Genomic DNA, 23582 nt, shown 5'->3' with positions numbered 1-23582 from the left:
CGAAATTTTCATACTTACAAAAAAGTCGGTACTGGATTACAGGTCTGCGCTGTTCTAGCTGATAGGAACGACGATGTCGACGGGCATGGTTGATCCTCCACTCCGGCGCGAACACGCGGATAGCGCTGCAAACTTCGTGAGCAGACATGAGCAATCCAAACCATCCCCTGTTTAATTCAATACTCTTGGGAGAGCTCGAACTCCCCAACCGGATCATCATGGCATCCATGACTCGTGCCCGAACGGATAATCTCGGCATGGTTCCCAATGCACTTCAGGAGCAGTACTACGCTCAGCGCGCATCGGCCGGCCTTATCCTTACTGAAGGAACCTGGCCAAGCCGGGAAAGTGTGGGTTTCATAAATGTGCCAGGCCTTTATACTCAGGAGCAGGCCGATGGATGGCGCCGTGTCACAGATGCCGTCCACAAAGCGGGTGGACGCATTTTTGTCCAGCTCGGACATACCGGTTCGTCATCGCATCCAGATCTTCTCGATGGGGCCCCGCCACTCGCTCCTTCAGCAATAAATCCGGGCTTGAAGGCTTTCACGCCATCTGGCTTCAAGGACACGGTCACGCCTCGTGCAATGGATGTGAGCGATATAGCGCGCACGGTCGAGGACTATGCTAAGGCTACCCTTCTTGCACAGACCGCCGGTTTCGATGGCGTCGAGCTGCATGGCATCAACACGTTTCTGATCCCCACCTTTCTTTACGAGAATCTGAATCGCAGGACAGACAATTACGGTGGCTCTGCCGAAAACCGCGCCCGCATTGTCCTTGAGATCGTGGACGCCATGGTCGGCACATGGACATCCGGTCGCGTAGGGATCAAGCTTAGCCCCGCTCTGACGGGCGTCGGTAACTTCGTCGCCGACAGGGAAACGCTTGCGACCTTCGAGTACCTGGTTGGTCAGCTTTCGAAGCGTCATCTCGCCTATCTTCAGCTGATGAACCCTGTGAACGATTTAGCCGGAACACACCTGGAAGTTCTGGGGCAGGATGTCACGAAGCATTTTCGGGCACTTTACGCCGGCAGTCTCATTGCGAACGGTGGCTATACGTTCGAGACTGGCAACGCGCTGATCAGAAATGGCTTCGCCGACGCTATTGCGTTTGCCGCACCGTTCATTTCGAACCCGGATCTGGTCGAGCGATTTCGCGGCAATCTCGAGCTCAGTCTGAGCGATCGTGACACATATTACGGCGGCGGGGCCGCAGGCTATATTGATTACCCCGTCGCGGCCGAACCACTCGGCACGAGATAGGCCGCAAACGACTTTCGGGCAACCGGGCGACGGCGAGCTTTTACGCCGTTTTCGCTTCGGGGCTGGCGCCGAGTGAAGTGTGCGGCTTCGCCCTAATGGTCATTAAAAAGTCGCCCTTGAAAGGGCGGAAACCACTTGCCAGCGCCTTTGTCTGCCATGTCAGCCGAATCGGCGGACTGGGTAACCTCCTGCCGAAGCTGATCGACCTTTGCACCAGCCCACTGCCGGGCGGACTTGTCGTCTCATAGAAACGATACGGCGATGGGGACGGAAATTCGGCGGCCTACGCAAAACAACGTCGTCGGAGGCAACCGTCGCGCCAAGATGTCTGGCACCTGGATGAGGGCGTGCTTTCCATAGCAGGCCGAAAGCACCGGCTTGGCGTGCCGTTGATCAAGATGGCTATGTTCTCGACGAGAGTGTTCAAAGCCGCCGCGACACGAAGGCCGCCAGGCGATTGCCCATCAGGCAGCTGAAGAAGCAGGGCATGCCGCCCAAGCGGATCATCACCGGCAAGCTTCGCTCGTATGGAGCGGCCAAGCGAGAGGGTATGCCGGCTGTCGAGCACCCGATCCCACAAGGGTCTCAACAATCGAGCGGAAAATTCGCATCTGCCACTGCGCAAACGGCAGAGGACGATGCAAGGTTTCCGATCAGCCGGCAGCTTACAGCGCTTCCTCTCGATTTTTTCGGCGCTTCGACATCTCTTCGTTACCCCCCGTCACAAACGATCCGCACGGGCCACTCACCGTCATCGCATTCGCGCGATGACTCACTGGAAAGCCGTCACCGGCCCCGTCGCCTCATCTACAGCGGCAAAGAGGGGCGCCCGTTCACCGCTCGATACCGTGACAACTCCCGACAGGTTTCGCAGCGGCGGAAACAACCCAGTTTTCTTCATCTTGAAGGGGGATACCCAGAATTTTGACCCGTGGGCCGGGTGACCATTTCAATTGCGTTCGCATCCCTGCAGATAGCAGTCGTGGCGCCAACACTCTGTTAGCCACAGAAATTGAGGATGAACCCGATTCAATGCAAAACGACACCAGTCGCCTCCCTCGCGCAGCCACGGAGGCGATTTTGCGTTGAAATCGGACTGGATTCGGATAAGCTGCCGGCGGCACCGAATACCAGACAGATCCGGCTTGCGCTGGAGATGCGCTGTCGCTTGACCAGACGGGATGCATGGTGCCGTATCATTTCAGGTTCATTGCCTCTTTATTCTTCGTGATCGCCGGCCTCTTCGGCACCGGAATGCAGGAATGGGGTTCCGCTTCGGCGCAGCAGCAATCGGCAGCCGCGCGGCAGGTCACGGAAATACGGCTGGGCTACCTTCGCGCCTATGGGCCGAAGCTCGCGCTCTCGGTATTGGACGTTCCGCCGCGCGATGAAGGCGTCGCGGGAGCGACGGTCGCGGTTGGCGACAACAACACGACGGGAAAATTTCTCGGCCAGCAGTTCATCCTCGACGTGGCTGAGGTGAAGCCGGGCGCCGATGCCGTTCCGGCTTTCGACGACATGGTGTCGAAGGGCACGCGCTATGTTCTCGCCGACCTCTCCGCCGCCCAGTTGCTGTCGATCGCCGACCGTGCCAGGAACAGGGGCGTACTGATCTTCAATATCGGCGCCACCGACGACAGCCTTCGCGAGGAGGATTGCCGGGCCAACGTCTTCCACACGGCGCCGGCCCGCACCATGCTGGCCGATGGCCTCGCGCAATATCTGATCTGGAAACAGTGGCGCCGATGGGTGCTCGTCTATGGCTCCCATGAGACGGACAAGCTGTTTGCCGACGCGTTGCGACGCGCCGCGACCCGTTTCGGCGGCGAGATCGTCGCGGAAAAGCAGTTCACAGACACTGGTACGGGCCGGCAGACGGATTCCGGCGTGGTCCAGATCCAGCGCCAGATGCCGGTCTTCACGCAGGACTTCCCGGACTACGACGTGCTGTTGGTCGCCGACGAAAGCGAGGTTTTCGGAACCTATCTGCCGTACCGGACCTGGATTCCGCGTCTGGTGGCCGGAACGGCCGGCCTCATGCCGTCCGCGTGGCATCCCGCGAGCGAGCAGTGGGGCGGCGCCCAGATCCAGAACCGCTTTGCCAAGGCCAATGGCCGGCGGATGCTGTCGAAGGATATGTCGGCCTGGATGGCGGCGCGGATCATCGGCGAGGCCGCGACGCGCACGCAAGGCGCGGATCCGGACAAGATCGCCGCCTTCATCCGCGCCGACGATTTCTCCATCGCCGCCTTCAAGGGGCAGAGACTGACATTCCGCAAGTGGAACTGGCAGTTGCGCCAGCCGATCTTCCTCGGCGACGGGCGCTCGGTCGTCTCGACGTCGCCGCAGGAAGGCTTTCTGCATCAGGTGTCCGAGCTCGATACGCTCGGCATCGACCAGCCGGAAACCCGCTGCGTCCTGAAATAGAGAAAAAGAGGAAGGTGCCAGATGCAACGAAGATCGATCGTTCTTGCCGCCGGATTTGTCGTGGGCGGGAGCCTCGCCGGCCCGGCCGCGGCCTACCAGGTCTACGTCTCCAATGAAAAGGACAACACGGTCACCGTCGTGGATTCGGAAACGAAGGAGGTGGTCAAGACCATCAATGTCGGCCAGCGTCCGCGCGGCATCACCATCTCGCATGACGGCAAACTCATCTATCTCTGCGCCAGCGACGACGACACGATCGAGATCATCGATACGGCGACCCACGAGATCGTCGGCTCGCTGCCGTCGGGGCCGGATCCCGAACTCTTCGTGCTCTCGCCGGACGGCAAGACGCTCTATGTCGCCAACGAGGACGACAACCTGGTCACGGTGATCGACCTCGAGAGCAAGGGGGTGCTGTCGGAAGTGCCGGTCGGCGTCGAACCGGAGGGGATGGGAATCAGCCCGGACGGCAAGACGATGGTCAATACCTCCGAAACGACCAACATGGCGCATTTCATCGACACCGGAAGCCACGAGATCACCCACAATGTCCTCGTCGATTCCCGCCCGCGCTTCGCCGAGTTCAAGCCCGACAATTCGGAAGTGTGGGTCAGCGCCGAGATCGGCGGCACCGTGTCGGTCATCGACAACAAGACCCGCGAGATCAAGCACAAGATCACCTTCGAGATAGCCGGGCTGCGGCCTGAGTCGATCCAGCCGGTCGGCGTCCGCATCACCGCGGATGGCAAGAAAGCCTATGTCGCGCTCGGCCCGGCCAACCGCGTGGCCGTCGTCAACACAGAGACGTATCAGGTCGAAAAATATGTGCTGGTCGGGCAGCGGGTGTGGCAGCTTGCTTTCACGCCCGACCAGAAAACGATCATCAGTACCAATGGCGTATCGAACGACATCACCTTCATCGACGTTGAGACCGATGAGCCGGTGCAGTCGGTGACCGTGGGCTCGATGCCCTGGGGCGTGGTCGTGTCTCCGAAGTGAGGCGTGCGGCCGATCATCTGAAAACAGGGAGGAATGACATGAAGGGATACCGGGCTTTGGCCCTCGCGGCGCTCATCGGTGCAGCTTTGCTTACCGCGCCCGTCCTGGCGCAGGACGTCGATGATGACGACGATGCGGCTCCGGCCGCAGCGTCCGCGGAGAAGGTGACACGCGCCAGCAAGAACGTGCCCGAACTCATTCTCGGATCGGCCGACGACCAGTTCTCGATCAACCAGAAGGATTTCGAGCTGATCGCGGGACAGGGCTACCGCTGGAAAATCACCTCGGCGGCGGGACTGGAATACAAGTTCCACACCGACCTGTTCCGCGACGTCTGGATGAACCAGATCGTCATCGAGGACCTCGAGGTCCATATGAACGGCGCGCCGGCCTGGCTGGAATTCGACTCGGAAGGCACGATCCAGGTGCAATTCACCGCGGTCAGGCCGGGCAAGTACACCTGGTCCGTCCCGGACCTTGCCGACAAGGGCATGAAGGGAACGATCACCGTCAAATAGGCGGGGACTTGAATGCGGTTTGCGGAGGAGACGATGCCATGCAGCATGTAACGGTCGGCGACGGGATGACCGTGCCCGACGCATTGGAGGTCTCGGATGTCAGCCATTCCTATGGGCGGAAGCAGGCCCTGTCCGATGTTTCCTTTTCCATCGCGCCGGGCCGCTTCACGGTCCTGCTCGGCCTCAACGGCGCCGGCAAGACGACGCTGTTCTCGCTGATCAGTCGTCTCTACGATACGCGGCACGGATCGATGCGGATTTTCGGGCACGACATCGCCCGCGCCTCGGGCGAAGCGCTCAGGCGCCTCGGTATCGTCTTCCAGGCGCGCACGCTCGATCTCGACCTCAGCGTCTGCCAGAACCTCTCCTACCATGCCGCGCTGCATGGCCTCGGCCGGCGGGCGGCCATGGCCCGGATCGAGACGCTGCTGGCGCAGGTCGACATGAGCGACCAGATTCATGACAAGGCGCGCAGCCTGTCCGGCGGCCAGATGCGGCGCGTCGAGATCGCGCGCGCGCTGCTGCACCGGCCGCGGCTCCTGCTGCTCGACGAGGCGACCGTCGGGCTCGACATACGCTCGCGCGCCGATATCCTTGCGATCATCCGTGCTCTCGTCTCCACCGAGGGCATCAGCGTGCTCTGGGCCACTCACCTGATCGACGAGGTCGAGGACGGCGACCATGTCGTCGTTCTCGACAAGGGGAAGGTGCTTGCTGACGGGCGAGTGACGGAGGTCTGCCGGTCGGTGGGCGCCGGTGACATCCGGCAGGCCTTTGCGACGCTGACCCGGCCGCCTCAGGCCTCCGCGGAAGGGAGGCCAGCATGAGCACGCGACCCATTCCGGCGACCGTGCCAGCCGACTTCGCGGACAGGCGCGGTTTCGGCCTCGGCCAGTATCTCGTCTGCCTCCGAGGGATCCTGCTCCGGGAAGGCCTCCGTTTCCTCAATCAGCGCGAAAGGTTCATCTCGTCGCTGGTCCGCCCGCTCCTCTGGCTTTTCGTCTTCGCCGCCGGCTTCCGGCAGGTGCTCGGCGTCTCCATTATCCCGCCCTACAAGACTTATGTGCTCTACGAGGTCTATATCACGCCCGGCCTCTGCGGCATGATCCTGCTGTTCAGTGGCATGCAGTCGTCCCTCTCCATGGTTTATGACCGCGAGATGGGTAACATGCGCACGCTGCTGGTCAGTCCGTTCCCGCGCTGGTTCCTGCTGCTGTCCAAGCTGCTGGCCGGGGTGATGGTGTCGATCCTGCAGGTCTACATTTTCCTGGCGGTGGCGTGGTTCTGGGGTGTGAAGCCGTCGGTGACCGGCTATCTTCTGGCGCTGCCGGCGCTCTTCCTGTCCGGTATGATGCTCTGCGCGCTCGGCATGCTGCTCTCGTCGGTGATCAAGCAGCTCGAAAATTTCGCGGGCGTGATGAACTTCGTGATCTTCCCGATGTATTTCGCCTCGTCGGCGCTCTATCCGCTCTGGCGCATCCAGGAATCGAGCCCGCTGCTGCACAAGATCTGTCTCGCCAATCCCTTCACCTATGCGGTGGAACTGGTGCGTTTTTCGCTCTATGGCCAGATCGAATGGCGCTCGCTTGCCGTCGTGGTCGCCTGCACCGTGCTGTTTCTGGCCGGCGCGATCCTCGCGTATGACCCGTCAAACGGCTTGCTCAGTCGCAGGCAGGACGCAGGAGTAAATGCCTGATGCGGACAAACATTGTATTGATTCTCCTCTGCGCGACCCTTGCCGCGGGGCCCATATCCGCGGCCCAGGGCGACCCCGACTGGCCGTGCATCCAGCGCAAGGTGCCCGAATTGTCGCTCGGCCAGATATGGAACGGTCCGGAATTGCCTGCTGTTGCCTTCGGATGGTCGAAGGATGCCGGCGTGACCGAACTGGTAGAGGAACTGGCGGCCCGCCGCCTGCCTCTCAAGCAGGCGCAGCAGGAAATCGTCGCCTTTGCCAAAGGCCTTCCCGAGGGAGCGCGCAAGGAGCGTCTGGCCATGCTCGTCCAGGGGCTGTTCGATCACATGAACCGCGAGCGCTCGGACGTGATATCCGGTATCGGCCGCTATGCGCGCGGCCAAAGGGACATGGCGGCCTACCTGCGCCGCCAGGCGTCCGAGGTCGACGCCTTGCGGGCCAAGCCCGATGCTGATCCGAACGCCGTCCAGCTCCGCAACGACCAGCTTGTGTTCCAGACGCGAGTCTTCCAGGAACGCGCGCAATCGCTGACCTATGTCTGCGAAGTGCCGACCCTGATAGAGCAGCGGCTTTACGCGCTGGCGAAGACGATCACGGAGATCCTGGCAGCCAGATGAGCGGCTGCCTATTTCGGGAACTGCTTGAGGTAGGCGATGACATTGGCCACGTCGGCGTCGGCCTTCAGGCCAGGAAAGGCCATCTTCGTGCCTTTCACGAATCCTTTGGGATCATGGAGATAGGTGGTCAGCGTAGCCTCGTCCCACACGACGCCGGTCTTGCCCGCTTCGGCCATGGCCTTGGAATACTTGAACCCCTCGTGGGTTCCGGCGCTCCTGCCGATCACGCCCTTCAACGACGGTCCGACCCTGTTCTGGTCCTTGTCGACCACATGGCAGGCCTTGCATTTCGCGAAGACTTTTTCGCCGGCGGCGGCATCCTGGGCGGCGGCATGTCCAGCCATCGCAAGCATCACGCCGAAAACGCCAAGACAGATCGTGGTATGCATGTCTTCCTCCTCGAAGATCAGGCCGCAGGCCGGCCACGAAGGCGGCCTGCACGTACACTCTCCGGAGCCGCTTCAAGGTAGAAACAGCATGCGCCGGATGCAGCCAAGGTAGTCGGCGACAGGGGCAAGTCAACACGAAAGCGCACGTTCCATCGGCGGCCACGCTGGTTGACGCTTGCCGACCGCGCGCGTATGCTCCTTGCAGACTTAGTGGTGGGCACCCCGCGAAGTTGCAATCGGACGCGCATGCTGGTCATGTCGCCCGGCTGGTTTTCTTGCGCAACGCGCAGCCAAGAGGTGCTCGGTTGAACCTCGTCGATCTTGTCCTGACTGTCTGCGAACTGGCAAATCCTGCCAGTTGCCGAAGTGAGCATCTGTATTTCGAGAGTAGGGGCACGCTTTTTCAATGCATGATGCTGGCGCCCACCGAAATCGCCAAATGGTCCGAGGGCCATCCGGGCGTGAAGATCGTGCGCTGGAAATGTATCTTCCCCGACATCGACAGGGAAATCTGACGTCGCGACGGCATTTGCTGGGAGATAGTACCATGAACATATCACGGCGCGTATTTTGCGGGATGGCCCTGCTGGCTGCCGGAGGCCCTCTCGGGCTGCCAGGCCGGGCAAATGCCTCGGTTCCCAAGATAAAGGTCGGCGTCCTCAAGTTCGGCACCGTGAACTGGGAGCTTGACACTATCAAGCACAACGGCCTGGATGTCGCCAACGGGGTCGAGGTCGAGATCGTCTACTTCGCCGGAGAGGATGCCTCCAACGTGGCCATGCTGGCGGGCGAGGTCGATGTCATCGTTTCCGACTGGCTCTGGGTGTCGCGGCAGCGATCCGAGGGCGGCGACCTCACCCTGGTGCCCTATTCCACCGCGGTGGGCGCGATCATGGTGAAGCAGGACTCCGCGATCAAGGCCGTTCCCGATCTCGTGGGAAAGAAGATTGGCGTCACCGGCGGTCCGCTCGACAAGAGCTGGCTCCTGATCCAGGGGCTCGCCCGGCGAGACAACGGCATCGACCTCGCCGCGGAGAGCGAGGTCGTGTTCGGCGCACCTGCGCTGCTCTCCGAGAAGGCGCTGTCCGGCGAGCTTGATGCCGTGCTGAACTTCTGGCACTTCTGCGCCCGGCTGGAGGCGAACGGCTTCCGCCGCCTCGTGGGCGCCGAGGATGCGGCGAAGGCGCTCGGCGCATCGGGGCCGGTATCGGCGCTCGGCTATGTCTTCCATGATAAATGGGCGAGCGAAAATACCGAGGCCGCCATGAATTTCGTGCGGGCAAGCGCCCAGGCGAAGAAGCGTCTCGGCGAATCCGACGCCGAATGGCAGCGTCTGGCGCCGATCGCGCGCGCCGAGGGCAGGGAGCTCGAGGTGCTTCGCGACCGTTATCGCGAAGGCATCCCGAAGCGTCCGGTCGCCGAGGAAGAAAGCGATGCCGCCAAGCTCTACGAAGTCCTCGCCGAACTGGGCGGCGACAAGCTGGTCGGCGAGGCGCGGAAGATGGCGCCCGGGACCTTCTGGGCTCAACTGAAGACATGATGGCAGGATTGGATTCGGAAGAGCGGCGGGCCGCGGGCAGGCGGCCAAGGGCCGCACTCCCGCGCGGCCTGGCTCCGCTGCTGCCGGCGGCGACGGTTCTCGCCTCCCTCCTCGGGCTCTGCCTCGTCTGGAACGTCGCGGCTGGCCTCTGGCCGAGCCGCGCCTTCCCGCCGCCGACCGACGTCTGGCGCGTCCTCGTGCGGGAGGCCGCAAGCGGCGATCTCGCCTACCACCTGTCGATGACGCTCCTGCGCGTGGCCGGTGCCTATGTCGTCGCAATGGCCCTGGGATCGGCGATCGGCGTCCTGCTGGGCATGCACCGGCGGCTCGATGCCTTCTTCAATCCCTGGCTGGTCATCTTTCTCAACCTCCCAGCCCTCGTCGTCATCGTGCTGGCCTATATCTGGTTCGGTCTGACCGAAGCGGCGGCGATCGGCGCGGTCGCGGTCAACAAACTTCCGAACGTCGTCGTCACCATGCGCGAGGGAGCTCGCGCGCTCGACCCGGTGTTTTCGGAGATGGCGACCGTCTATCGCCTGGGCCCGCTCGACCGGATCCGTCATATCCTGATGCCGCAGCTGCAGCCCTATTTCGCCGCCGCGTCGCGCTCGGGCATCGCGCTGATCTGGAAGATCGTGCTGGTCGTCGAGCTGCTCGGCCGGTCGAACGGCGTCGGCTTTCAGATCTATCTCTATTTCCAGATCTTCGACGTTGCCGCGATCCTCGCCTATACGCTCGCCTTCGTCGCTATCATGCTCACAATCGAACTCCTACTGGTGCAGCCTCTTGAACGACATGCAACCCGTTGGCGCCGCCGCGCCGCTTAAGGTCGACATTGCCGAGAAAGTGTTCCGCTCGGCCGAAGGCGTCACGATCACGGCCCTGCGCGGGCTCTCGTTCGAGGTCCGGCAGGGCGAGATCGCGTGCCTGCTAGGCCCGTCGGGCTGCGGCAAGACCACGACCTTGCGCATCCTGCTCGGCCTCGAGCGTGACTATTCCGGCAGTTTCCGGTTGCCGCAGGGCGACGGCGACCGGATCGCCGCCGTCTTCCAGGAGCCCGTGTTGCTTCCCTGGCGGACGGTCGAGGAAAATGTGCGGCTGACCCTGCCCGAAGGTCTCAAGGACACCAATCTCGATGCGCTGTTCGAGACGCTCGGCCTTTCCGCCATGCGGTCGCTCTATCCTTCGGAGCTCTCCCTCGGCCTGGCGCGACGCGCCGCGATGGCGCGGGCCTTCTCGACCGAGCCGGCGATCCTTTTCCTCGACGAGCCCTTCGCCTCGCTCGACGAGGCGACCGCCGACCGGTTGCGTCATCTCCTGATCAGCGTGTGGTCCGCCAGGCCGACCACGGCGCTTATGGTGACCCACAATCTCAGGGAAGCGGTGATGCTGGCGGATCGAATCATCGTGCTCACGCCGCGGCCGGCGCGGGTGTCGGGCGTGTTCGAGATCAGCCTGCCGCGCCAGTCCCGCACGGCACAGGCGATCGAGCGCATTGCCGCGGAATTTCGCGACCGCTTTGCGGGCGCGGGGTGATACCTGCCGAACAGCCGCGCCTCGGCATCAGCCGCCCGCCGCGGTCAGAAGCATCGAATCTCCGCCTCGGCCTGCGCGCGCTTCAAATCCGTGATGGCCAGCTTCGCCGGCGCGCTCTGCCGGAACAGGACGCCCCTTTCGCCCGTCTGCAGCCCGAGGCTCTTGAAGGCGGAGGCCGCCTCGTATTGGTCATAGGGCAGGATCGATTCGATGACGTCTATCGAGCAGGAGCAGCGCTCGAGCGCCCTGCGCGTTTCGCCGTTCGCCTTCATGCAGCCATAGACGTAATCGACGACGGCTGTGGTGGGGTAATCTTCGGCCGACGAGGCCGGAAATGCATATAAGAGGGCAGCGGCGAAAGCCGTAGCGCCCGGTGTCTTTGCGATCGCCGCGAACCTTGCGGTGAATGTCTCCATGCGGAACATAGGTCGATCCACTCCTTGATTTCCACGTCGCGAGAGTAAGCATAATACACCGGATCGGGCAAATCCCATCGTCGGCGCGAAAGCTCTTGGTTGCAACGCAGCATAGTCTCTGCCACAAGCCCGTGTGTTTTGGGTTGCGTGATTTCATAAATTGTCTTATGCCTTTAGTGGTTTCCGGCTTCAATTCCTTGTCGATGGGAGTGGCAAGGTTTCGAAGGTCGGGAGGACGGACAGAAACGGTGCCCCGGTCCAATCCTCCCCGCCGTGACACGCTGGCGGAAGCTTATTTCCCGTATGTACTAGCATGATCATTCATGAGCCGCTCGGCCGACAACTGCCGTGCGAGCTTTCGCGAGGAGGAACCTCGGGTGGACACACCCAATGGGAGGAAATCGCATGCGTGCATTTACTACTCCATTGTATACGTCACTCACGGCCGCAATACTGTCGGTGGGCGCCTTTACCGGGCACGCTCTGGCAAATGACGAGGTGACGAAACTCTCTTCCGATCCCAAGAATTGGGCGATGCAGACCGGCGATTATGCCAATCGCCGCTACTCCGAACTGAAACAGATCACCAAGGACAATGTGAAGGACCTGCAGGTCAAGTGGACCTTCTCCACGGGCGTTCTGCGCGGCCATGAAGGCGGCCCGCTGGTGATCGGCGACGTCATGTACATCCATACGCCGTTCCCCAACATCGTCTATGCCCTCGACCTGAAGAACGACGGCAAGATTCTCTGGAAGTACGAACCGAAGCAGGATCCCAACGTCATCGGCATCATGTGCTGCGACACGGTCAATCGCGGCGTCGCCTATGGTGACGGCAAGATCATCCTGAACCAGGCCGACACGACGGTCGTGGCCCTCGACGCCAAGACCGGCAAGGTCGTCTGGTCGGTGAAGAACGGCGACCAGATCGACGGCGGCAAGGGCGAATCCGGCACAGCCGCGCCGGTCATCGTCAAGGACAAGGTGCTGATCGGCGTCTCCGGTGCCGAATTCGGCGTTCGGGGCTGGCTTGCAGCCTATAACCTGAAGGACGGCTCGCTGGCCTGGAAGGCCTATTCCGAGGGACCTGACGCCGACACGCTCATCGACCCCGAGAAGACGACCCATCTCGGCAAGCCGGTCGGCAAGGATTCCGGCACGAGCACCTGGGAAGGCGAGCAGTGGAAGACCGGTGGCGGGACGACATGGGGCTGGTACTCCTACGATCCCAAGGCCAATCTGGTCTATTACGGCACCGGCAACCCCTCGACATGGAACCCGGTACAGAGGCCGGGCGACAACCGTTGGTCGATGACCCTGATGGCGCGCGACGCCGACACGGGCATGGCCAGGTGGCTTTATCAGATGACGCCCCATGATGAATGGGACTTCGACGGCGTCAACGAGAACATTCTCGTCGATGCGATGGAGGTCAACGGCCAGAAGCACGACGTGCTCGTGCATTTCGACCGCAACGGCTTCGCCTATACGCTCGACCGAACCAACGGTGAGCTTCTGGTCGCGAAGAAATACGACCCGAAGGTCAACTGGGCGACGGAAGTCGTCATGGACAAGTCCAGCGACCAGTATGGCCGGCCGCAGGTGGTGGCGAAATACTCCACCCAGCAGAACGGCGAGGACGTGAATACGACGGGTGTCTGCCCCGCTGCCCTTGGAACGAAGGACCAGCAGCCTGCCACCTATTCGCCCAAGACCGGTCTGTTCTACGTGCCGACCAATCATGTCTGCATGGACTATGAGCCATACAAGGTCAGCTACACGGCCGGCCAGCCTTATGTCGGCGCGACGGTCGCGATGTACCCCACTCCCGACAGCCATGGCGGCATGGGTAACTTCATAGCCTGGGACGCAGCGAAGGGCGAGATCGTCTGGTCGAAGCCCGAGCAATTCTCGGTCTGGTCCGGTGCGCTTTCGACGGCGGGTGACGTGGTGTTCTACGGAACACTCGAAGGCTACATCAAGGCGGTCGATCACGACGGCAATGAACTCTACAAGTTCAAGACCCCGTCGGGCATCATCGGCAACATCAACACCTTCGAGCATGGCGGCAAGCAGTATATCGCCGTTCTCTCCGGTGTCGGTGGATGGGCTGGTATCGGCCTTGCCGGCGGCCTGCTCGCTCCGGAGAATGCCGCGGCATGGCACGGTGCGGTCGACCAGGGTCGGCAGCAAGGCGATGAAGAGCAGGTCGTCAACACGGCCGGCCTCGGTGCGGTCGGCGGCTATGCTGCGCTGGCCGACTTCACGACGCTCGGCGGACAGCTGACCGTCTTCGGTCTTCCGGATTGATGACCCTTGAAAACGTATGGGGCTGCGCTTGCCGCGCGGCCTCATCGACAGTGGCTGCCCGCCTGTAACAGCCGGGTAGCCGGCTGCCTGGCGGGTTGAAATCCCGTATGGACTGCCGACGGATCTCGTCGCGGTCCCCGAGCATGAGGTTCGATCAATGGCTTTTCGCATTGCAGTCGGGGCGCTGGGCGTCATGTTTATCGTTTTCACCCCCACAATCACCACCGCAGCCGACGACAAGGAGAAGGCTGCCGCTGTTACGGAAGAAGATGGCAAGTTTTTCGACGCGGAAGGAAATCCGACGTTCAAGATCGAGAACGGCACCGTCGATTGGTACACGTTCAGCGGCTACCGGCGCTATCATTCGGACTGTCATGTCTGTCATGGCCCGGACGGGATGGGCTCCAGCTACGCGCCTGCGCTCGCCCAGAGCATGAAGAATATCGACTATGCGACCTTCCTGCAGATCGTTGCCGAGGGGCGCAAGAATGTCGGTGGCGGCAAGGAGAATGTCATGCCCGCCTTCGGCGACAACAAGAATGTCTATTGCTATCTCGACGACCTCTACGTCTATCTGCGCGCGCGTGCGGTCGAAGCGGCGCCGAGGGGCCGTCCGCCGAAGAAGGCCGACAAGTCGGAATCGGCCAAGGCCCAAGAAGCATCCTGCATGGGAGGTTGACATGGCACGCCGCGCCCATTGGACCAGCAGGACTGGCCTGCTCCTCATCGCCATCGCCGCATTGATGCCGGCGAGGGCCAGTGCGCAGGACGCCCGGCTGGGCGCCGAGGGCGAACTGGTGGATCCGGACATCCTGCGCGTCTGCGCCGATCCCTCCAACATGCCGTTCTCCGACCAGAGCGGGGAGGGGTTCGAAGACAGGCTTGCCCGGTTGGTCGCGACCGGCACCGGGCGAAAGTCGGTCTCCTATACGTGGTTTCCGTCGATCACCGGTTTCGTGCGCAACACGCTGGGCGCCAACCGTTGCGACATCATCATGGGTTATGCGCAGGGCGACGAGCTCGTCCAGAACACCAACGCCTATTACCGCTCCTCCTATGTATTGCTCTACAAGAGGGGCGGCGGGCTCGACGGCGTGGAGACGCTGGCCGACCCGAAACTTGCCGGCCTGAGGATCGGCGTGGTGGAAGGGACGCCCCCGACCGCGACCATGGCGGCGACCAAGCTCATGCGCACGGCCAAGGTCTATCCGCTGATGGTCGATACGCGGATCATGCCGTCGATGGCGGAGGTCATGGTCGGCGACATCCAGGCGGGCAAGATCGACGCCGCGGTCGCCTGGGGGCCGATGGCCGGATATTATGCGCGCAAGTCCAAGGTCGATCTCGCCGTCATCCCGCTGACCAAGGAGAAGGGCGGCCAGCGCATGATCTACCGGATCACGATGGGCGTTCGTCCGTCCGACCAGACCTGGAAACGCACGCTGAACACGTTCATCCGGGATCACCAGCCCGAGATCGACAAGCTGCTGCTCGATTATGGCGTGCCGCTGCTCGACGAACACGACGGCAGAATCACGCAGTGACCGGGTGCGGCGGGGAGGAGCCTTCGCCGCATCCGCCGACGAGACAATTGATTTTTGAGAGGGATGAACATGGACGTACGCGCCGCCGTGGCCACCCAGGCCGGCAAACCGCTCGAGATCATGACCGTTCAGCTGGACGGACCGCGGGCTGGGGAGGTGCTGATCGAAGTCAAGGCAACAGGCATCTGCCATACCGATGATTTCACGCTCTCGGGCGCCGATCCAGAAGGCCTGTTTCCGGCCATCCTCGGTCATGAAGGCGCCGGTGTTGTCGTCGATGTTGGCCCGGGCGTCACCTCGGTTAGAAAGGGAGACCATGTCATTCCGCTCTACACCCCGGAATGCCGCTCCTGCCCCTCCTGCCTGTCGCGCAAGACCAATCTCTGCACCGCGATCCGCGCCACCCAGGGCCAAGGCCTGATGCCCGACGGCACCAGCCGCTTCTCGATCGGCAAGGACAAGATCTTCCACTATATGGGCTGCTCGACCTTCGCCAATTACACCGTGCTGCCGGAGATCGCGGTGGCCATGGTGCGCGAGGACGCGCCGTTCGACAAGATCTGCTATATCGGCTGTGGCGTCACGACCGGCATCGGCGCCGTGATCAATACCGCCAAGGTCGAGATCGGCGCCACGGCCATCGTCTTCGGCCTCGGCGGCAGCGGCCTCAACGTCATCCAAGGTTTGAGGCTCGCCGGCGCCGACATGATTATTGGTGTCGACATCAACAATGACAAAAAGGCCTGGGGCGAGCGCTTCGGCATGACCCACTTCGTCAATCCGAAGGAGGTCGGCGACGACATCGTGCCCTACCTCGTCAACATGACCAAGTGTGGCGCCGACCAGATCGGCGGGGCCGACTATACGTTCGACTGCACCGGCAACACGAAGGTGATGCGCCAGGCGCTGGAATCATCGCATCGCGGCTGGGGCAAGTCGGTGATCATCGGGGTCGCGGGTGCGGGCCAGGAGATCTCGACCCGTCCGTTCCAGCTGGTCACCGGCCGCACTTGGATGGGCACGGCGTTTGGTGGCGCGCGCGGCCGCACCGACGTTCCGAAGATCGTCGACTGGTACATGCAGGGCAAGATCCAGATCGACCCGATGATCACCCATACGATGCCGCTCGAGGACATCAACAAGGGTTTCGATCTCATGCATTCGGGCCAAAGCGTCCGTGGCGTGGTGGTCTATTGAGCGATCGGGCGGTGCGGATGCGCGCCGCCTGACAATGCCGCTTATGCCGTCGCCGCACCGGCGGCGGCGACCAAGCTCAGCGGTCGATGACGAGATCGCTGAGCGGCTTGGAACAGCAGGGCAGGAAGAGGCCGGCGTCGATTTCGCGCTGGCGGATGCCGCCATTGTGATTCATGTCGACAGTGCCGGAGACCAGCTTCGACTTGCAGGTGCCGCAGACGCCGTTCGAACAGGAGGAGGGGAGCTTGACGCCCGCCTTCTTGGCGCAGGACAGCACAGTCTGCTCGCCTGAAACCTCGATCTGGCGTGCCTGCTTGGCAAACGACACCTGGAACGTCCGCGCAGTCGCTTCCTCGATGACGGGAATGTCGCCCTCATCGATGACGGCGGCGTCAAAGCTTTCCTCGATATAGTTCGCCGATGGGACGCCGAGTTCCACCGTGATCGCGCGGGCCGCCGCCATGAAGGGCGCCGGGCCGCAGCACATGACGACGCGCTCGGCGACATCCGGTACGGTGAGCTTCATGTAGTCCGGCGAGATGCGGCCGGTCAGTCCCGGCCAGGAGGGTTCGCCATTCACGGTCTCCGGCAGGAACTGCAGGCGCAGCCCCTTCATCCGGCTGGCAAGCACGGTCAGGTCGTCGCGAAAGACCAGATCCTTCGGCGTGCGCCCCGCATGCAGGAAGACGATGTCGGCGGGCTCGCAGGTATCGGCGAGATCGCGCACCATCGACATGACTGGCGTGATGCCGGAACCGCCGGAAAGGAAAAGGTATTTCTTCGCGCTCGGGCGGATGAAGTGGCCAAGCGGGCCGTTGGCCTTCACCTTCGCATTCACCGCGAGATTGTCGTGCAGCCAGTTGGAAATCCTGCCGCCCGGAACGCGCTTGACGGTGACCGAGACGGCGTTGGTCCGCCTCGGCGACGAGGAAATGCTGTAGCAGCGGCTTTCCGGCTCGCCTCCGATTTCCAGGTCGAACAGGAAATGCTGGCCGGCCTCGAAGACGAACTGCTTTCCTTCCGCTGATGCGAAGGTGAAGGTCTTCACGTCATGCGTTTCCTGGTGGATGTCGATGCAGACGAGATCCTCGTCCGTATCGCGGTTCCACACATCGAAGCGCTCGCGGCGCGTGGCCGGCGCGAAGGTGCTCTTAGTATCCATGGGCGCGCATCCGGTCGATATACCACGTCGCGAACTTGTCGAGGTTCGTTTCGGAGAAGGGTGAATAGGGGCCGGGAATATAGGCCGGATCCTCGACGCCGGCATGCGAGCGGGCGACCAGTTCGGAATCCTGATCCGTCGTGGCGATCCAGACATTGGTCAGCTTTTCGAGATCGTAATCGACGCCCTCGACAGCGTCCTTGTGGACGAGCCATTTTGTCCGCACCAGCGTCGTGTCGGCCGACAGCGGGATGACGGTCGAAACCACGGCGTGGTCGCCCATGAAATGTTTCCAGCTGTTGTGGCCCCAGAGATGGGTGTCGCCGAGATCCTTGCGGGTCATGGTGCCGAGCAGCTTTGCGGAGGCGGCCGTCGCGTCCGGCGTCTGCGATTCACCGGCGCCGGAAATGATCAGGCGCTGGGTGCGGAAATTGGTGGTGCAATCGACCAGTTGTTCGACGGCGGCGGACGGGAAACCGTCGGCCTCCCAGCGCCTGGTGCGTTCTTCATAGAGCGCGAGATGCTCCTCGGCCTGCGCCCGGTCCTCGGGGCTCAGCGCATCCGGATCGAAGCCGAAGTCGAGATCGACGAAGGAGACGCAGAGTTCGGGATGGTTGGCCGAGCAATGGTAGCATTCGCGGTTGTTCTCGATCGTCAGCTTCCAGTTGCCCTTCTCGATGACGTCGGTCTCGTAGGCGACCTTGGCATTGGCGATGTCGTAAGGGGCAAGGCGTTCCGCCATCACCTGTTCGAGATGGGCGATATCCTCCGGTGGATTGTCCGAAAGACAGGCATAGATGAGGCCGCCGATCGACTTGAAGGCCACCTGCTTGAGGCTGCGGCATTCCTTGTCGAAACCCTTGCCCATATGCGGGGCGTAGCTCAGTTCGCCGGTCAGTTCATAGGTCCAGGTGTGATAGGGACAGACCAGCTTGGAGACGATCGACTTGCCGGTATCCAGCAGGCGCGATCCGCGATGGCGACAGACATTGTGCATGACGCGGATTTCATTGTCGTCGTCGCGTAGCAGGATCAGGCTGGTCTTGCCGATATCAACGACAGTGGCATCGCCCGGCTCCGGGACGTCGCATTCGAGGCCGATGCAGATCCAGTGCTTGCGAAAGAAGACGTCCAGGTCCGCCTCGAAGACATCCTCGCGCGTATAAAGGCCGGCGGGAAGCGAATGACCTTCGGCGCGCGCATCGAGCAGCGCCGAGATGGAGGAAGCGAACTTTTGCAGCATAATTCAACCTCATGTCTGCGGATTTCAAGAAATGTTTGAGTCTAGATTCGCTGATATGGAGCCATCGCTCAACGTCACAAATGGGCTTGACAGGCATTACTAAATGTAATGCCATATCGGAAGGTTCGGTTGGCCGCAAACGATGTCGCAGTCAGAGGAAAGCATGGTCAATCTGCGCAAGAAAATTCCGCCACTGACGGCACTTACGGCATTCGAGTCAGCGGCGAGGCTGTCGAGTTTCACTCGTGCGGCGCTCGAGCTTGGTGTTACCCAGGCTGCGGTGAGCCGGCAGATTCACCTGCTGGAAGAGGACTTCGGATTTCCGCTGTTCGAGCGGCTGCACCGGCGGGTCGAGCTGACGGAGAAGGGAAAGACCCTGGCTGGCGTGACAGGAGACGCCTTCAACATGATTGCCGACACGGTTGCCGATCTGCGGCTGGAAAAACCGGATGACCAACTGGTCATCTCGGCGACCATTTCCTTTGCCCATTTCTGGCTGTTGCCGAGGATCGGGTCCTTTTCCCAGATGCATCCGAACGTGAAGCTGCGGATCATCACGCAGGATTCGTGGACGAAGATCGATGGCGGAGACATCGATGTCGCGCTTCGATACGGCAATGGCACATGGTCGGACGGGCAGGCGCAGTTCCTGTTCGATGACGAGGTCTTCCCGATCTGCAGCGCGGAATATGCGAAGACAAATGCGCCGATCGTTTCGGTGGCGGACCTTCTGAAACACCCGCTGATTTCCAGCGATACCGATGACCCGACATGGACCGGATGGGACGAATGGCTCGCGGCGCATTCGATTCAGGGCGCGGCCAAGACGCGGGGTATCCATTGCAGCTTCTATACCGAGGCGATCTATGCCGCCTTGAACGGCCAAGGGGTCGCGCTGGGCTGGAAACGGCTGGTTGGTGATCTGCTTGAGCAAGGCCGGCTCGTGCGCCTGACCGAGGCGTCGATCAAGACGCGCGCAGGCTATTTCGTGGTCGTTCCCAAGCGCCGGGCCGGCAAGGACTATGTCCGCCAGTTCGTCGCTTGGCTCGGCGGGTAGTCATTCGAAATCGGTGTGAATACGGCGGATTGTCTGCGGTGGCTCTTTCATCCATGCACAAAGCCGCGATCGGGTGTAGCATATGAATGATCGCAACGCGTCCGTATCCGGGAGGGGCCTGATGGTAGACGACGACATGCCCGCCACATTTTCTTCGCCGCCGTGTTTCCTGCATGAGATCGATCCCGCCTATTCGGGGTTGCCGGGGCCGCTCGACCTGCAGGCATGGACGGACGTGAACCGCTGGCGCAAGGGCGAGCGGGAACGCCTGATCGCCGAGCGGATGGCCGTGCCGGCCGAAGTCCGCGCGGCCCAGGGTGAGGCGATCGCGGCCGGTGTGCTTTCCGAGATCGGCGATATCGGAGGCCGTACCGTCAGCGCCTATTGGCCGTTCCGCGGCGAGCCCGATATGCGGCCGCTGCTGGAGGAGATCAACCGGCGGGGCGGGCGAACGGCGTTGCCGGTCGTGGTGGAGAAGGGGCAGCCGCTTGAGTTCCATCTCTGGCGCGCGGGCGAAAGCCTGTCGCGCGGCGTCTGGAACATCCCGATCCCGGCCGAAAGCCGACCGTGCGTGCCGGATATCGTCATCGCCCCTGTCGTCGGTTATGATGCCGCCTGTTATCGCCTCGGCTACGGCGGCGGCTTCTTCGACCGGACGCTTGCCGCCTTCACGTCCGGGCCACTCGTCATCGGCGTCGGCTATGCGGCGGCGAAGCTCGCAACCATCTATCCGCAACTGCACGATGTTCCGATGGACCTGATCGTCCTGGAAACGGGAACTGTCCGGCCCGGCTGAGGTGATGCCGCGACCCGGCAAGATCGTTTGTTGCAATGCAAGCACCGTGACGCTGGAACGTGTCCTGGCTCGCCGCAGCGGGAACAAGCAATCCGATGTCACCCAAGGGATTGCAGCGTCGCGATCGGGTCGGTCCCGACCAGGAGCGCATGTCCGCCGTGCAGCAGGCACAATGTCGTCACTGCCGTGATGATCGCGCCGATGAGCATCGGGCGATCGATGCGGAACCGGCATTGCCGCAGCAGGAGCGCCTGGAGGGGAATGATCGCGGACCCTTTCGTGGTGCCCTGCCAATCCCCGCCGAGCCGTTTGCGTGCCCGCCGCTCCGCCATGGCGATCCCACCCAGCGCAAAGACCGCGAAGCCGCCGAAGAGGATGAGGGATCTGAGGTCGCCATTCGGCAGGACGTGCCCCAAGGCCCAGAAGGCGAACCCCCAGAGCACGGGATGGCGGGTGACGTTGACGATTGCGCCTTGCGCGCCGGTTTCGCGGCGCAGGGTTACTGAGAAGGGGTTGAAACTGATGAGGCCGGCGATGACGAGGAACAGTCCGAGCGGCGCCAGGATGAAGGTTGCCGTCGCCTGCCAGCGCGCGGGCTCCCACAGTTCGATGTAGTCGGTGTTGAGCGTTTCATAGAACAGCCAGACAAGCAGGGCCGTCGATACCGTCGAGTAACCGGCGAAATAGACCGGTCGGCCGACCCGACCGATGATGCCCGCCCGGATGGCCGGGATCGCCGGCATTGAATGCAGCAGGACGAAGAGGGCGAAGGCGATGAACAAGCCGGTCATGATCCATCCTATTGCTGCAGGAAGAGCGTCGCCGCAATCAGGCAGGATGCCGCAACGGCGATGATCGTACTGTAGGCCTGCAACACGCCCATGCGGTTGAGAGCGATCGAAAAGCCGATGATGATCGGCGTCGTGACAACGAGGCCCAGTTGTGCGTCGGTCATGGTCTGTCTCCTTTTCTTCCTTCTCGCCCGATCAGCCTGCATTGTCCTTGCGTTTGGACAAAGAAGCGCGATCGGCGGCCGGGATAGGAAGGGTAAAAAGGAAACTTGTGCCATGACGCTTGTCGTTGACGGTGCCGCCGAGAAGCAATCGGATGGCGATCTCATTCTGTGGATCCTGGTCTGGAGCGAGCTGATCGCCTTCGGGGTGCTGCTTTCGGCCTTTCTGGTCATGTCCCTGCTGCAGCCCGAGAGCTATGCCATCGCGAAGCTGCATCTGAACGGCCGGCTTGCCAGCATCAATACGGTGGTCCTGATCGTTAGCGGCTGGCTGGCGGCGGAGGCCGATCGCGCCGCGTCCATTCGTATCCGCAGGCTGGCGCTTGTCGGCGCGGCGTGCCTCGGCTTTGCCTTCGTCGCGATCAAGCTCGTCGAGTATTCGGGCGAAATCCGCTTTGCCGGCGATGCCGCGTTCAGTTCGTTCTTCGAACTCTATTTCATCATCACCGGCTTTCATCTCGCCCATGTGATCTTCCTGGGGCTCGTCATGCTTCTGGTTGCACACCGGGCGGAACGGTCGAACGTGATGCTGGTCGCGACCCTCTGGCACGTCATCGACATCGTCTGGCTGGTCATCTTTCCAGTCATCTATCTCGGGTGAAACATGAGACACAACAGGGATATCTGGTTGGCGGGGCGCGCCATTGGCGCCATCTTCGCAGCCATGCTTTCAGGCCTCGTGGCGGCGCAATGGCATCATGAGGCGATGCCATTCGCGGCCTTTGCCATCATCCTTGCCCTGGTGATCGTCAAGGCGAGGTGGATCATCTTCGACTTCATGGGGTTGCGTAGCCTTCGCCCCAGGATGGCCGTCGCGCTGGTCGCCTGGCCGGTCGTCTTCGTCCTTGTCGCAGCAGCCCGGACGGCCTTCACGACGTTCGGCGTCTCCGGCTAGATATCCTCCGTCATGAACCAGAGCGCGGTCACGAGATAGCCGAGGCCGAACGTCGAGCCATAGGCGAAGATCATCAGCCAGAGACCGACCGGGCTGGTGCTGACAAGCTGTGCGATCAGAGAGGATGGCGCGACAATCACGGCCGAGAGCGCGGCAAACATGCCGAGCGCGAACCCGCTTGCGAAATTCCTCACGACGAACCAGACCAGCGGCGGCATCATCCGGGCCTCCTGTGGCCCAAACCGGCACAGGCCTGTCCGGTTCCCGCCTGCTTCAAATTTTCCGCAGCAAACTCCGCCGTCGCGTGTCTCCGATTTGTTTGCCTTTTCGCAAAGACCGATCGGCCGGATTCCCGCATCTGCCGTGGTGGAGGCTTTTGCGACCGATCGCACGGCCCGATCAATCCGACCCCTGAAGGCCAGAGGGACAGCGAATGTCAGAACATTTAACCAAAACAGGAGCGCGAAACGTCTTCTACGGCGGATCCGCTTTCTTCTTCGCGATCTTCGTCGCGCTCACCGCGCATAGCCATTATTACATGCGTACCACATCCACCGACGAGACCACGCTGACCGACGGGGTCGCGCGGGGCAAGCATGTCTGGGAAAAAAACTCCTGCATCAATTGTCACACGCTTCTCGGCGAGGGCGCCTATTTCGCCCCCGAGATCGGCAATGTGTGGAAGCGCTGGGGCGGCGACACGGATCCGGAAAGTGCCCGCGAAACGCTGAAGGGATGGATGGCTTCCCAACCATCCGGCATCGAGGGCCGTCGCCAGATGCCGCAGTTCAATCTGACCGAGCAGGAACTCAACGATCTCGCTGATTTCCTCGAATGGGCCAGCAAGATCAAGACGCAGAACTGGCCTCCGAACGATGCCGGCTAACCTCAAGGGACAGGGACAAGGAATTTCCAGATGAAGTATCAAACCCAAAAGGTCGCCATGCTGTATTTCTACGG

Annotated in this window: 27 protein-coding genes and 1 pseudogene; 21 read left to right on the top strand and 7 right to left on the bottom strand. The window is 62.0% G+C overall.

What is annotated here, in order from left to right:
* Positions 1-146 precede the first annotated feature (146 nt).
* The 8 genes and pseudogenes from VL202_RS14540 (at position 147) to VL202_RS14505 (ending at position 7525) form a co-directional block, all read left to right on the top strand.
* The gene (locus tag VL202_RS14540; protein ID WP_325464811.1) at positions 147-1268 is read left to right on the top strand and encodes an alkene reductase; all 1122 of its coding nucleotides are present in this window, start codon (positions 147-149) and stop codon (positions 1266-1268) included.
* A 247-nt stretch (positions 1269-1515) separates the two neighbouring features.
* Positions 1516-2071, top strand: a pseudogene (locus VL202_RS14535) (IS6 family transposase); the annotation flags it as partial.
* 451 nt (positions 2072-2522) lie between these two features.
* A complete protein-coding gene (locus VL202_RS14530) occupies positions 2523-3695 on the top strand; it encodes an ABC transporter substrate-binding protein (RefSeq protein WP_325464832.1) in 1173 nt (390 codons plus the stop codon).
* A gap of 21 nt (positions 3696-3716) precedes the next feature.
* Positions 3717-4694, top strand: coding sequence for a YVTN family beta-propeller repeat protein (locus VL202_RS14525; protein ID WP_325464810.1), 978 nt, complete (start codon positions 3717-3719; stop codon positions 4692-4694).
* Between the two features lie 38 nt (positions 4695-4732).
* On the top strand, positions 4733-5212 hold the full coding sequence (locus tag VL202_RS14520; RefSeq protein ID WP_325464809.1) for a hypothetical protein: 480 nt from the start codon (positions 4733-4735) through the stop codon (positions 5210-5212).
* Positions 5213-5250: 38 nt separating this feature from the next.
* Positions 5251-6039, top strand: coding sequence for an ABC transporter ATP-binding protein (locus VL202_RS14515; protein ID WP_325464808.1), 789 nt, complete (start codon positions 5251-5253; stop codon positions 6037-6039).
* Positions 6036-6908: an ABC transporter permease gene (locus tag VL202_RS14510; RefSeq protein ID WP_325464807.1), complete on the top strand. Its 873-nt coding sequence runs from the start codon at positions 6036-6038 to the stop codon at positions 6906-6908. Before VL202_RS14515 ends, VL202_RS14510 begins: the two co-directional genes overlap by 4 nt.
* Positions 6908-7525 carry a hypothetical protein gene (locus VL202_RS14505; protein WP_325464806.1) on the top strand — a complete coding sequence of 206 codons (618 nt, stop codon included), beginning with the start codon at positions 6908-6910 and terminating at the stop codon, positions 7523-7525. The genes VL202_RS14510 and VL202_RS14505 overlap by 1 nt, the downstream gene beginning before the upstream one ends.
* Before the next feature lie 8 nt (positions 7526-7533).
* On the opposite strand, the gene VL202_RS14500 is transcribed toward VL202_RS14505, so the two are convergent.
* A complete protein-coding gene (locus VL202_RS14500; protein WP_414692867.1) occupies positions 7534-7914 on the bottom strand; it encodes a c-type cytochrome in 381 nt (126 codons plus the stop codon).
* Between the two features lie 305 nt (positions 7915-8219).
* Between VL202_RS14500 and VL202_RS14495 the strand changes: the two genes are divergently transcribed.
* The 4 genes from VL202_RS14495 to VL202_RS14480 all read left to right on the top strand — a co-directional run bounded on the left by VL202_RS14495 (position 8220) and on the right by VL202_RS14480 (position 10990).
* Positions 8220-8429, top strand: a complete 210-nt coding sequence (locus VL202_RS14495; protein WP_325464805.1) for a hypothetical protein — start codon at positions 8220-8222, stop codon at positions 8427-8429.
* A 32-nt stretch (positions 8430-8461) separates the two neighbouring features.
* Positions 8462-9454: an ABC transporter substrate-binding protein gene (locus VL202_RS14490; protein ID WP_325464804.1), complete on the top strand. Its 993-nt coding sequence runs from the start codon at positions 8462-8464 to the stop codon at positions 9452-9454.
* An 80-nt stretch (positions 9455-9534) separates the two neighbouring features.
* Positions 9535-10281 (top strand): ABC transporter permease, encoded by a 747-nt coding sequence (locus tag VL202_RS14485; RefSeq protein ID WP_325464830.1) that lies wholly within the window; start codon positions 9535-9537, stop codon positions 10279-10281.
* Entirely contained in the window at positions 10250-10990 is a 741-nt protein-coding gene (locus VL202_RS14480) for an ABC transporter ATP-binding protein (protein WP_325464829.1), read from the top strand. Before VL202_RS14485 ends, VL202_RS14480 begins: the two co-directional genes overlap by 32 nt.
* A gap of 44 nt (positions 10991-11034) precedes the next feature.
* Here VL202_RS14480 and VL202_RS14475 read toward each other — a convergent pair whose 3' ends face one another.
* Positions 11035-11406, bottom strand: coding sequence for a hypothetical protein (locus VL202_RS14475; RefSeq protein ID WP_414692868.1), 372 nt, complete (start codon positions 11404-11406; stop codon positions 11035-11037).
* 405 nt (positions 11407-11811) lie between these two features.
* On the opposite strand from VL202_RS14475, the gene VL202_RS14470 reads away from it, so the two are divergent.
* From VL202_RS14470 to VL202_RS14455, 4 genes are all read left to right on the top strand, one after another.
* Positions 11812-13716, top strand: coding sequence for a methanol/ethanol family PQQ-dependent dehydrogenase (locus tag VL202_RS14470; protein ID WP_325464802.1), 1905 nt, complete (start codon positions 11812-11814; stop codon positions 13714-13716).
* Positions 13717-13909: 193 nt separating this feature from the next.
* Entirely contained in the window at positions 13910-14395 is a 486-nt protein-coding gene (locus tag VL202_RS14465) for a c-type cytochrome, methanol metabolism-related (RefSeq protein ID WP_325464828.1), read from the top strand.
* 1 nt (position 14396) lies between these two features.
* On the top strand, positions 14397-15260 hold the full coding sequence (locus VL202_RS14460) for a substrate-binding domain-containing protein (RefSeq protein ID WP_325464801.1): 864 nt from the start codon (positions 14397-14399) through the stop codon (positions 15258-15260).
* A 69-nt stretch (positions 15261-15329) separates the two neighbouring features.
* On the top strand, positions 15330-16457 hold the full coding sequence (locus VL202_RS14455; RefSeq protein WP_325464800.1) for an S-(hydroxymethyl)glutathione dehydrogenase/class III alcohol dehydrogenase: 1128 nt from the start codon (positions 15330-15332) through the stop codon (positions 16455-16457).
* A gap of 76 nt (positions 16458-16533) precedes the next feature.
* On the opposite strand, the gene VL202_RS14450 is transcribed toward VL202_RS14455, so the two are convergent.
* Positions 16534-17619 carry an FAD-binding oxidoreductase gene (locus VL202_RS14450; protein WP_325464799.1) on the bottom strand — a complete coding sequence of 362 codons (1086 nt, stop codon included), beginning with the start codon at positions 17617-17619 and terminating at the stop codon, positions 16534-16536.
* Positions 17609-18862 (bottom strand): aromatic ring-hydroxylating dioxygenase subunit alpha, encoded by a 1254-nt coding sequence (locus VL202_RS14445; protein WP_325464798.1) that lies wholly within the window; start codon positions 18860-18862, stop codon positions 17609-17611. Before VL202_RS14445 ends, VL202_RS14450 begins: the two co-directional genes overlap by 11 nt.
* 163 nt (positions 18863-19025) lie before the next feature.
* Between VL202_RS14445 and VL202_RS14440 the strand changes: the two genes are divergently transcribed.
* Complete coding sequence (locus VL202_RS14440; RefSeq protein WP_325464797.1) at positions 19026-19919, top strand: LysR substrate-binding domain-containing protein; 894 nt, start codon at positions 19026-19028, stop codon at positions 19917-19919.
* A gap of 121 nt (positions 19920-20040) precedes the next feature.
* A complete protein-coding gene (locus tag VL202_RS14435; protein WP_414692866.1) occupies positions 20041-20715 on the top strand; it encodes a 5-formyltetrahydrofolate cyclo-ligase in 675 nt (224 codons plus the stop codon).
* A 98-nt stretch (positions 20716-20813) separates the two neighbouring features.
* Here VL202_RS14435 and VL202_RS14430 read toward each other — a convergent pair whose 3' ends face one another.
* Entirely contained in the window at positions 20814-21506 is a 693-nt protein-coding gene (locus tag VL202_RS14430) for an NnrU family protein (RefSeq protein WP_325464796.1), read from the bottom strand.
* Between the two features lie 8 nt (positions 21507-21514).
* Positions 21515-21670 carry a hypothetical protein gene (locus tag VL202_RS14425; RefSeq protein WP_325464795.1) on the bottom strand — a complete coding sequence of 52 codons (156 nt, stop codon included), beginning with the start codon at positions 21668-21670 and terminating at the stop codon, positions 21515-21517.
* Positions 21671-21782: 112 nt separating this feature from the next.
* On the opposite strand from VL202_RS14425, the gene VL202_RS14420 reads away from it, so the two are divergent.
* Positions 21783-22328 carry a cytochrome c oxidase subunit 3 gene (locus tag VL202_RS14420; protein WP_325464794.1) on the top strand — a complete coding sequence of 182 codons (546 nt, stop codon included), beginning with the start codon at positions 21783-21785 and terminating at the stop codon, positions 22326-22328.
* Positions 22329-22331: 3 nt separating this feature from the next.
* Positions 22332-22622, top strand: coding sequence for a hypothetical protein (locus VL202_RS14415; RefSeq protein WP_325464793.1), 291 nt, complete (start codon positions 22332-22334; stop codon positions 22620-22622).
* On the opposite strand, the gene VL202_RS14410 is transcribed toward VL202_RS14415, so the two are convergent.
* Positions 22619-22843, bottom strand: coding sequence for a hypothetical protein (locus tag VL202_RS14410; RefSeq protein WP_325464792.1), 225 nt, complete (start codon positions 22841-22843; stop codon positions 22619-22621). The two genes, VL202_RS14415 and VL202_RS14410, sit on opposite strands and share 4 nt — an antisense overlap.
* A 212-nt stretch (positions 22844-23055) precedes the next feature.
* Between VL202_RS14410 and VL202_RS14405 the strand changes: the two genes are divergently transcribed.
* Positions 23056-23508, top strand: coding sequence for a cytochrome c (locus VL202_RS14405; RefSeq protein ID WP_325464791.1), 453 nt, complete (start codon positions 23056-23058; stop codon positions 23506-23508).
* Positions 23509-23582 lie beyond the last annotated feature (74 nt).

Origin of the sequence: Pararhizobium sp. (assembly GCF_035497515.1) — a bacterium.
GTDB lineage: Bacteria > Pseudomonadota > Alphaproteobacteria > Rhizobiales > Rhizobiaceae > Pararhizobium.
The sequence above is the reverse complement of the archived record's forward strand: the minus strand, read 5'-3'. Positions and strand labels throughout refer to the sequence as shown.

Coding starts and splice junctions, on each gene's coding strand:
- VL202_RS14475 (WP_414692868.1), bottom strand. CDS start 11,406: ATGGAGACATTCACCGCAAGGTTCGCGGCGATCGCAAAGACACCGGGC.
- VL202_RS14455 (WP_325464800.1), top strand. CDS start 15,330: ATGGACGTACGCGCCGCCGTGGCCACCCAGGCCGGCAAACCGCTCGAG.
- VL202_RS14505 (WP_325464806.1), top strand. CDS start 6,908: ATGCGGACAAACATTGTATTGATTCTCCTCTGCGCGACCCTTGCCGCG.
- VL202_RS14435 (WP_414692866.1), top strand. CDS start 20,041: ATGGTAGACGACGACATGCCCGCCACATTTTCTTCGCCGCCGTGTTTC.
- VL202_RS14515 (WP_325464808.1), top strand. CDS start 5,251: ATGCAGCATGTAACGGTCGGCGACGGGATGACCGTGCCCGACGCATTG.
- VL202_RS14465 (WP_325464828.1), top strand. CDS start 13,910: ATGTTTATCGTTTTCACCCCCACAATCACCACCGCAGCCGACGACAAG.
- VL202_RS14500 (WP_414692867.1), bottom strand. CDS start 7,914: ATGCATACCACGATCTGTCTTGGCGTTTTCGGCGTGATGCTTGCGATG.
- VL202_RS14450 (WP_325464799.1), bottom strand. CDS start 17,619: ATGGATACTAAGAGCACCTTCGCGCCGGCCACGCGCCGCGAGCGCTTC.
- VL202_RS14420 (WP_325464794.1), top strand. CDS start 21,783: ATGACGCTTGTCGTTGACGGTGCCGCCGAGAAGCAATCGGATGGCGAT.
- VL202_RS14405 (WP_325464791.1), top strand. CDS start 23,056: ATGTCAGAACATTTAACCAAAACAGGAGCGCGAAACGTCTTCTACGGC.
- VL202_RS14460 (WP_325464801.1), top strand. CDS start 14,397: ATGGCACGCCGCGCCCATTGGACCAGCAGGACTGGCCTGCTCCTCATC.
- VL202_RS14445 (WP_325464798.1), bottom strand. CDS start 18,862: ATGCTGCAAAAGTTCGCTTCCTCCATCTCGGCGCTGCTCGATGCGCGC.
- VL202_RS14510 (WP_325464807.1), top strand. CDS start 6,036: ATGAGCACGCGACCCATTCCGGCGACCGTGCCAGCCGACTTCGCGGAC.
- VL202_RS14425 (WP_325464795.1), bottom strand. CDS start 21,670: ATGACCGACGCACAACTGGGCCTCGTTGTCACGACGCCGATCATCATC.
- VL202_RS14410 (WP_325464792.1), bottom strand. CDS start 22,843: ATGATGCCGCCGCTGGTCTGGTTCGTCGTGAGGAATTTCGCAAGCGGG.
- VL202_RS14490 (WP_325464804.1), top strand. CDS start 8,462: ATGAACATATCACGGCGCGTATTTTGCGGGATGGCCCTGCTGGCTGCC.
- VL202_RS14440 (WP_325464797.1), top strand. CDS start 19,026: ATGGTCAATCTGCGCAAGAAAATTCCGCCACTGACGGCACTTACGGCA.
- VL202_RS14520 (WP_325464809.1), top strand. CDS start 4,733: ATGAAGGGATACCGGGCTTTGGCCCTCGCGGCGCTCATCGGTGCAGCT.
- VL202_RS14540 (WP_325464811.1), top strand. CDS start 147: ATGAGCAATCCAAACCATCCCCTGTTTAATTCAATACTCTTGGGAGAG.
- VL202_RS14480 (WP_325464829.1), top strand. CDS start 10,250: ATGCAACCCGTTGGCGCCGCCGCGCCGCTTAAGGTCGACATTGCCGAG.
- VL202_RS14525 (WP_325464810.1), top strand. CDS start 3,717: ATGCAACGAAGATCGATCGTTCTTGCCGCCGGATTTGTCGTGGGCGGG.
- VL202_RS14470 (WP_325464802.1), top strand. CDS start 11,812: ATGCGTGCATTTACTACTCCATTGTATACGTCACTCACGGCCGCAATA.
- VL202_RS14415 (WP_325464793.1), top strand. CDS start 22,332: ATGAGACACAACAGGGATATCTGGTTGGCGGGGCGCGCCATTGGCGCC.
- VL202_RS14530 (WP_325464832.1), top strand. CDS start 2,523: ATGCAGGAATGGGGTTCCGCTTCGGCGCAGCAGCAATCGGCAGCCGCG.
- VL202_RS14430 (WP_325464796.1), bottom strand. CDS start 21,506: ATGACCGGCTTGTTCATCGCCTTCGCCCTCTTCGTCCTGCTGCATTCA.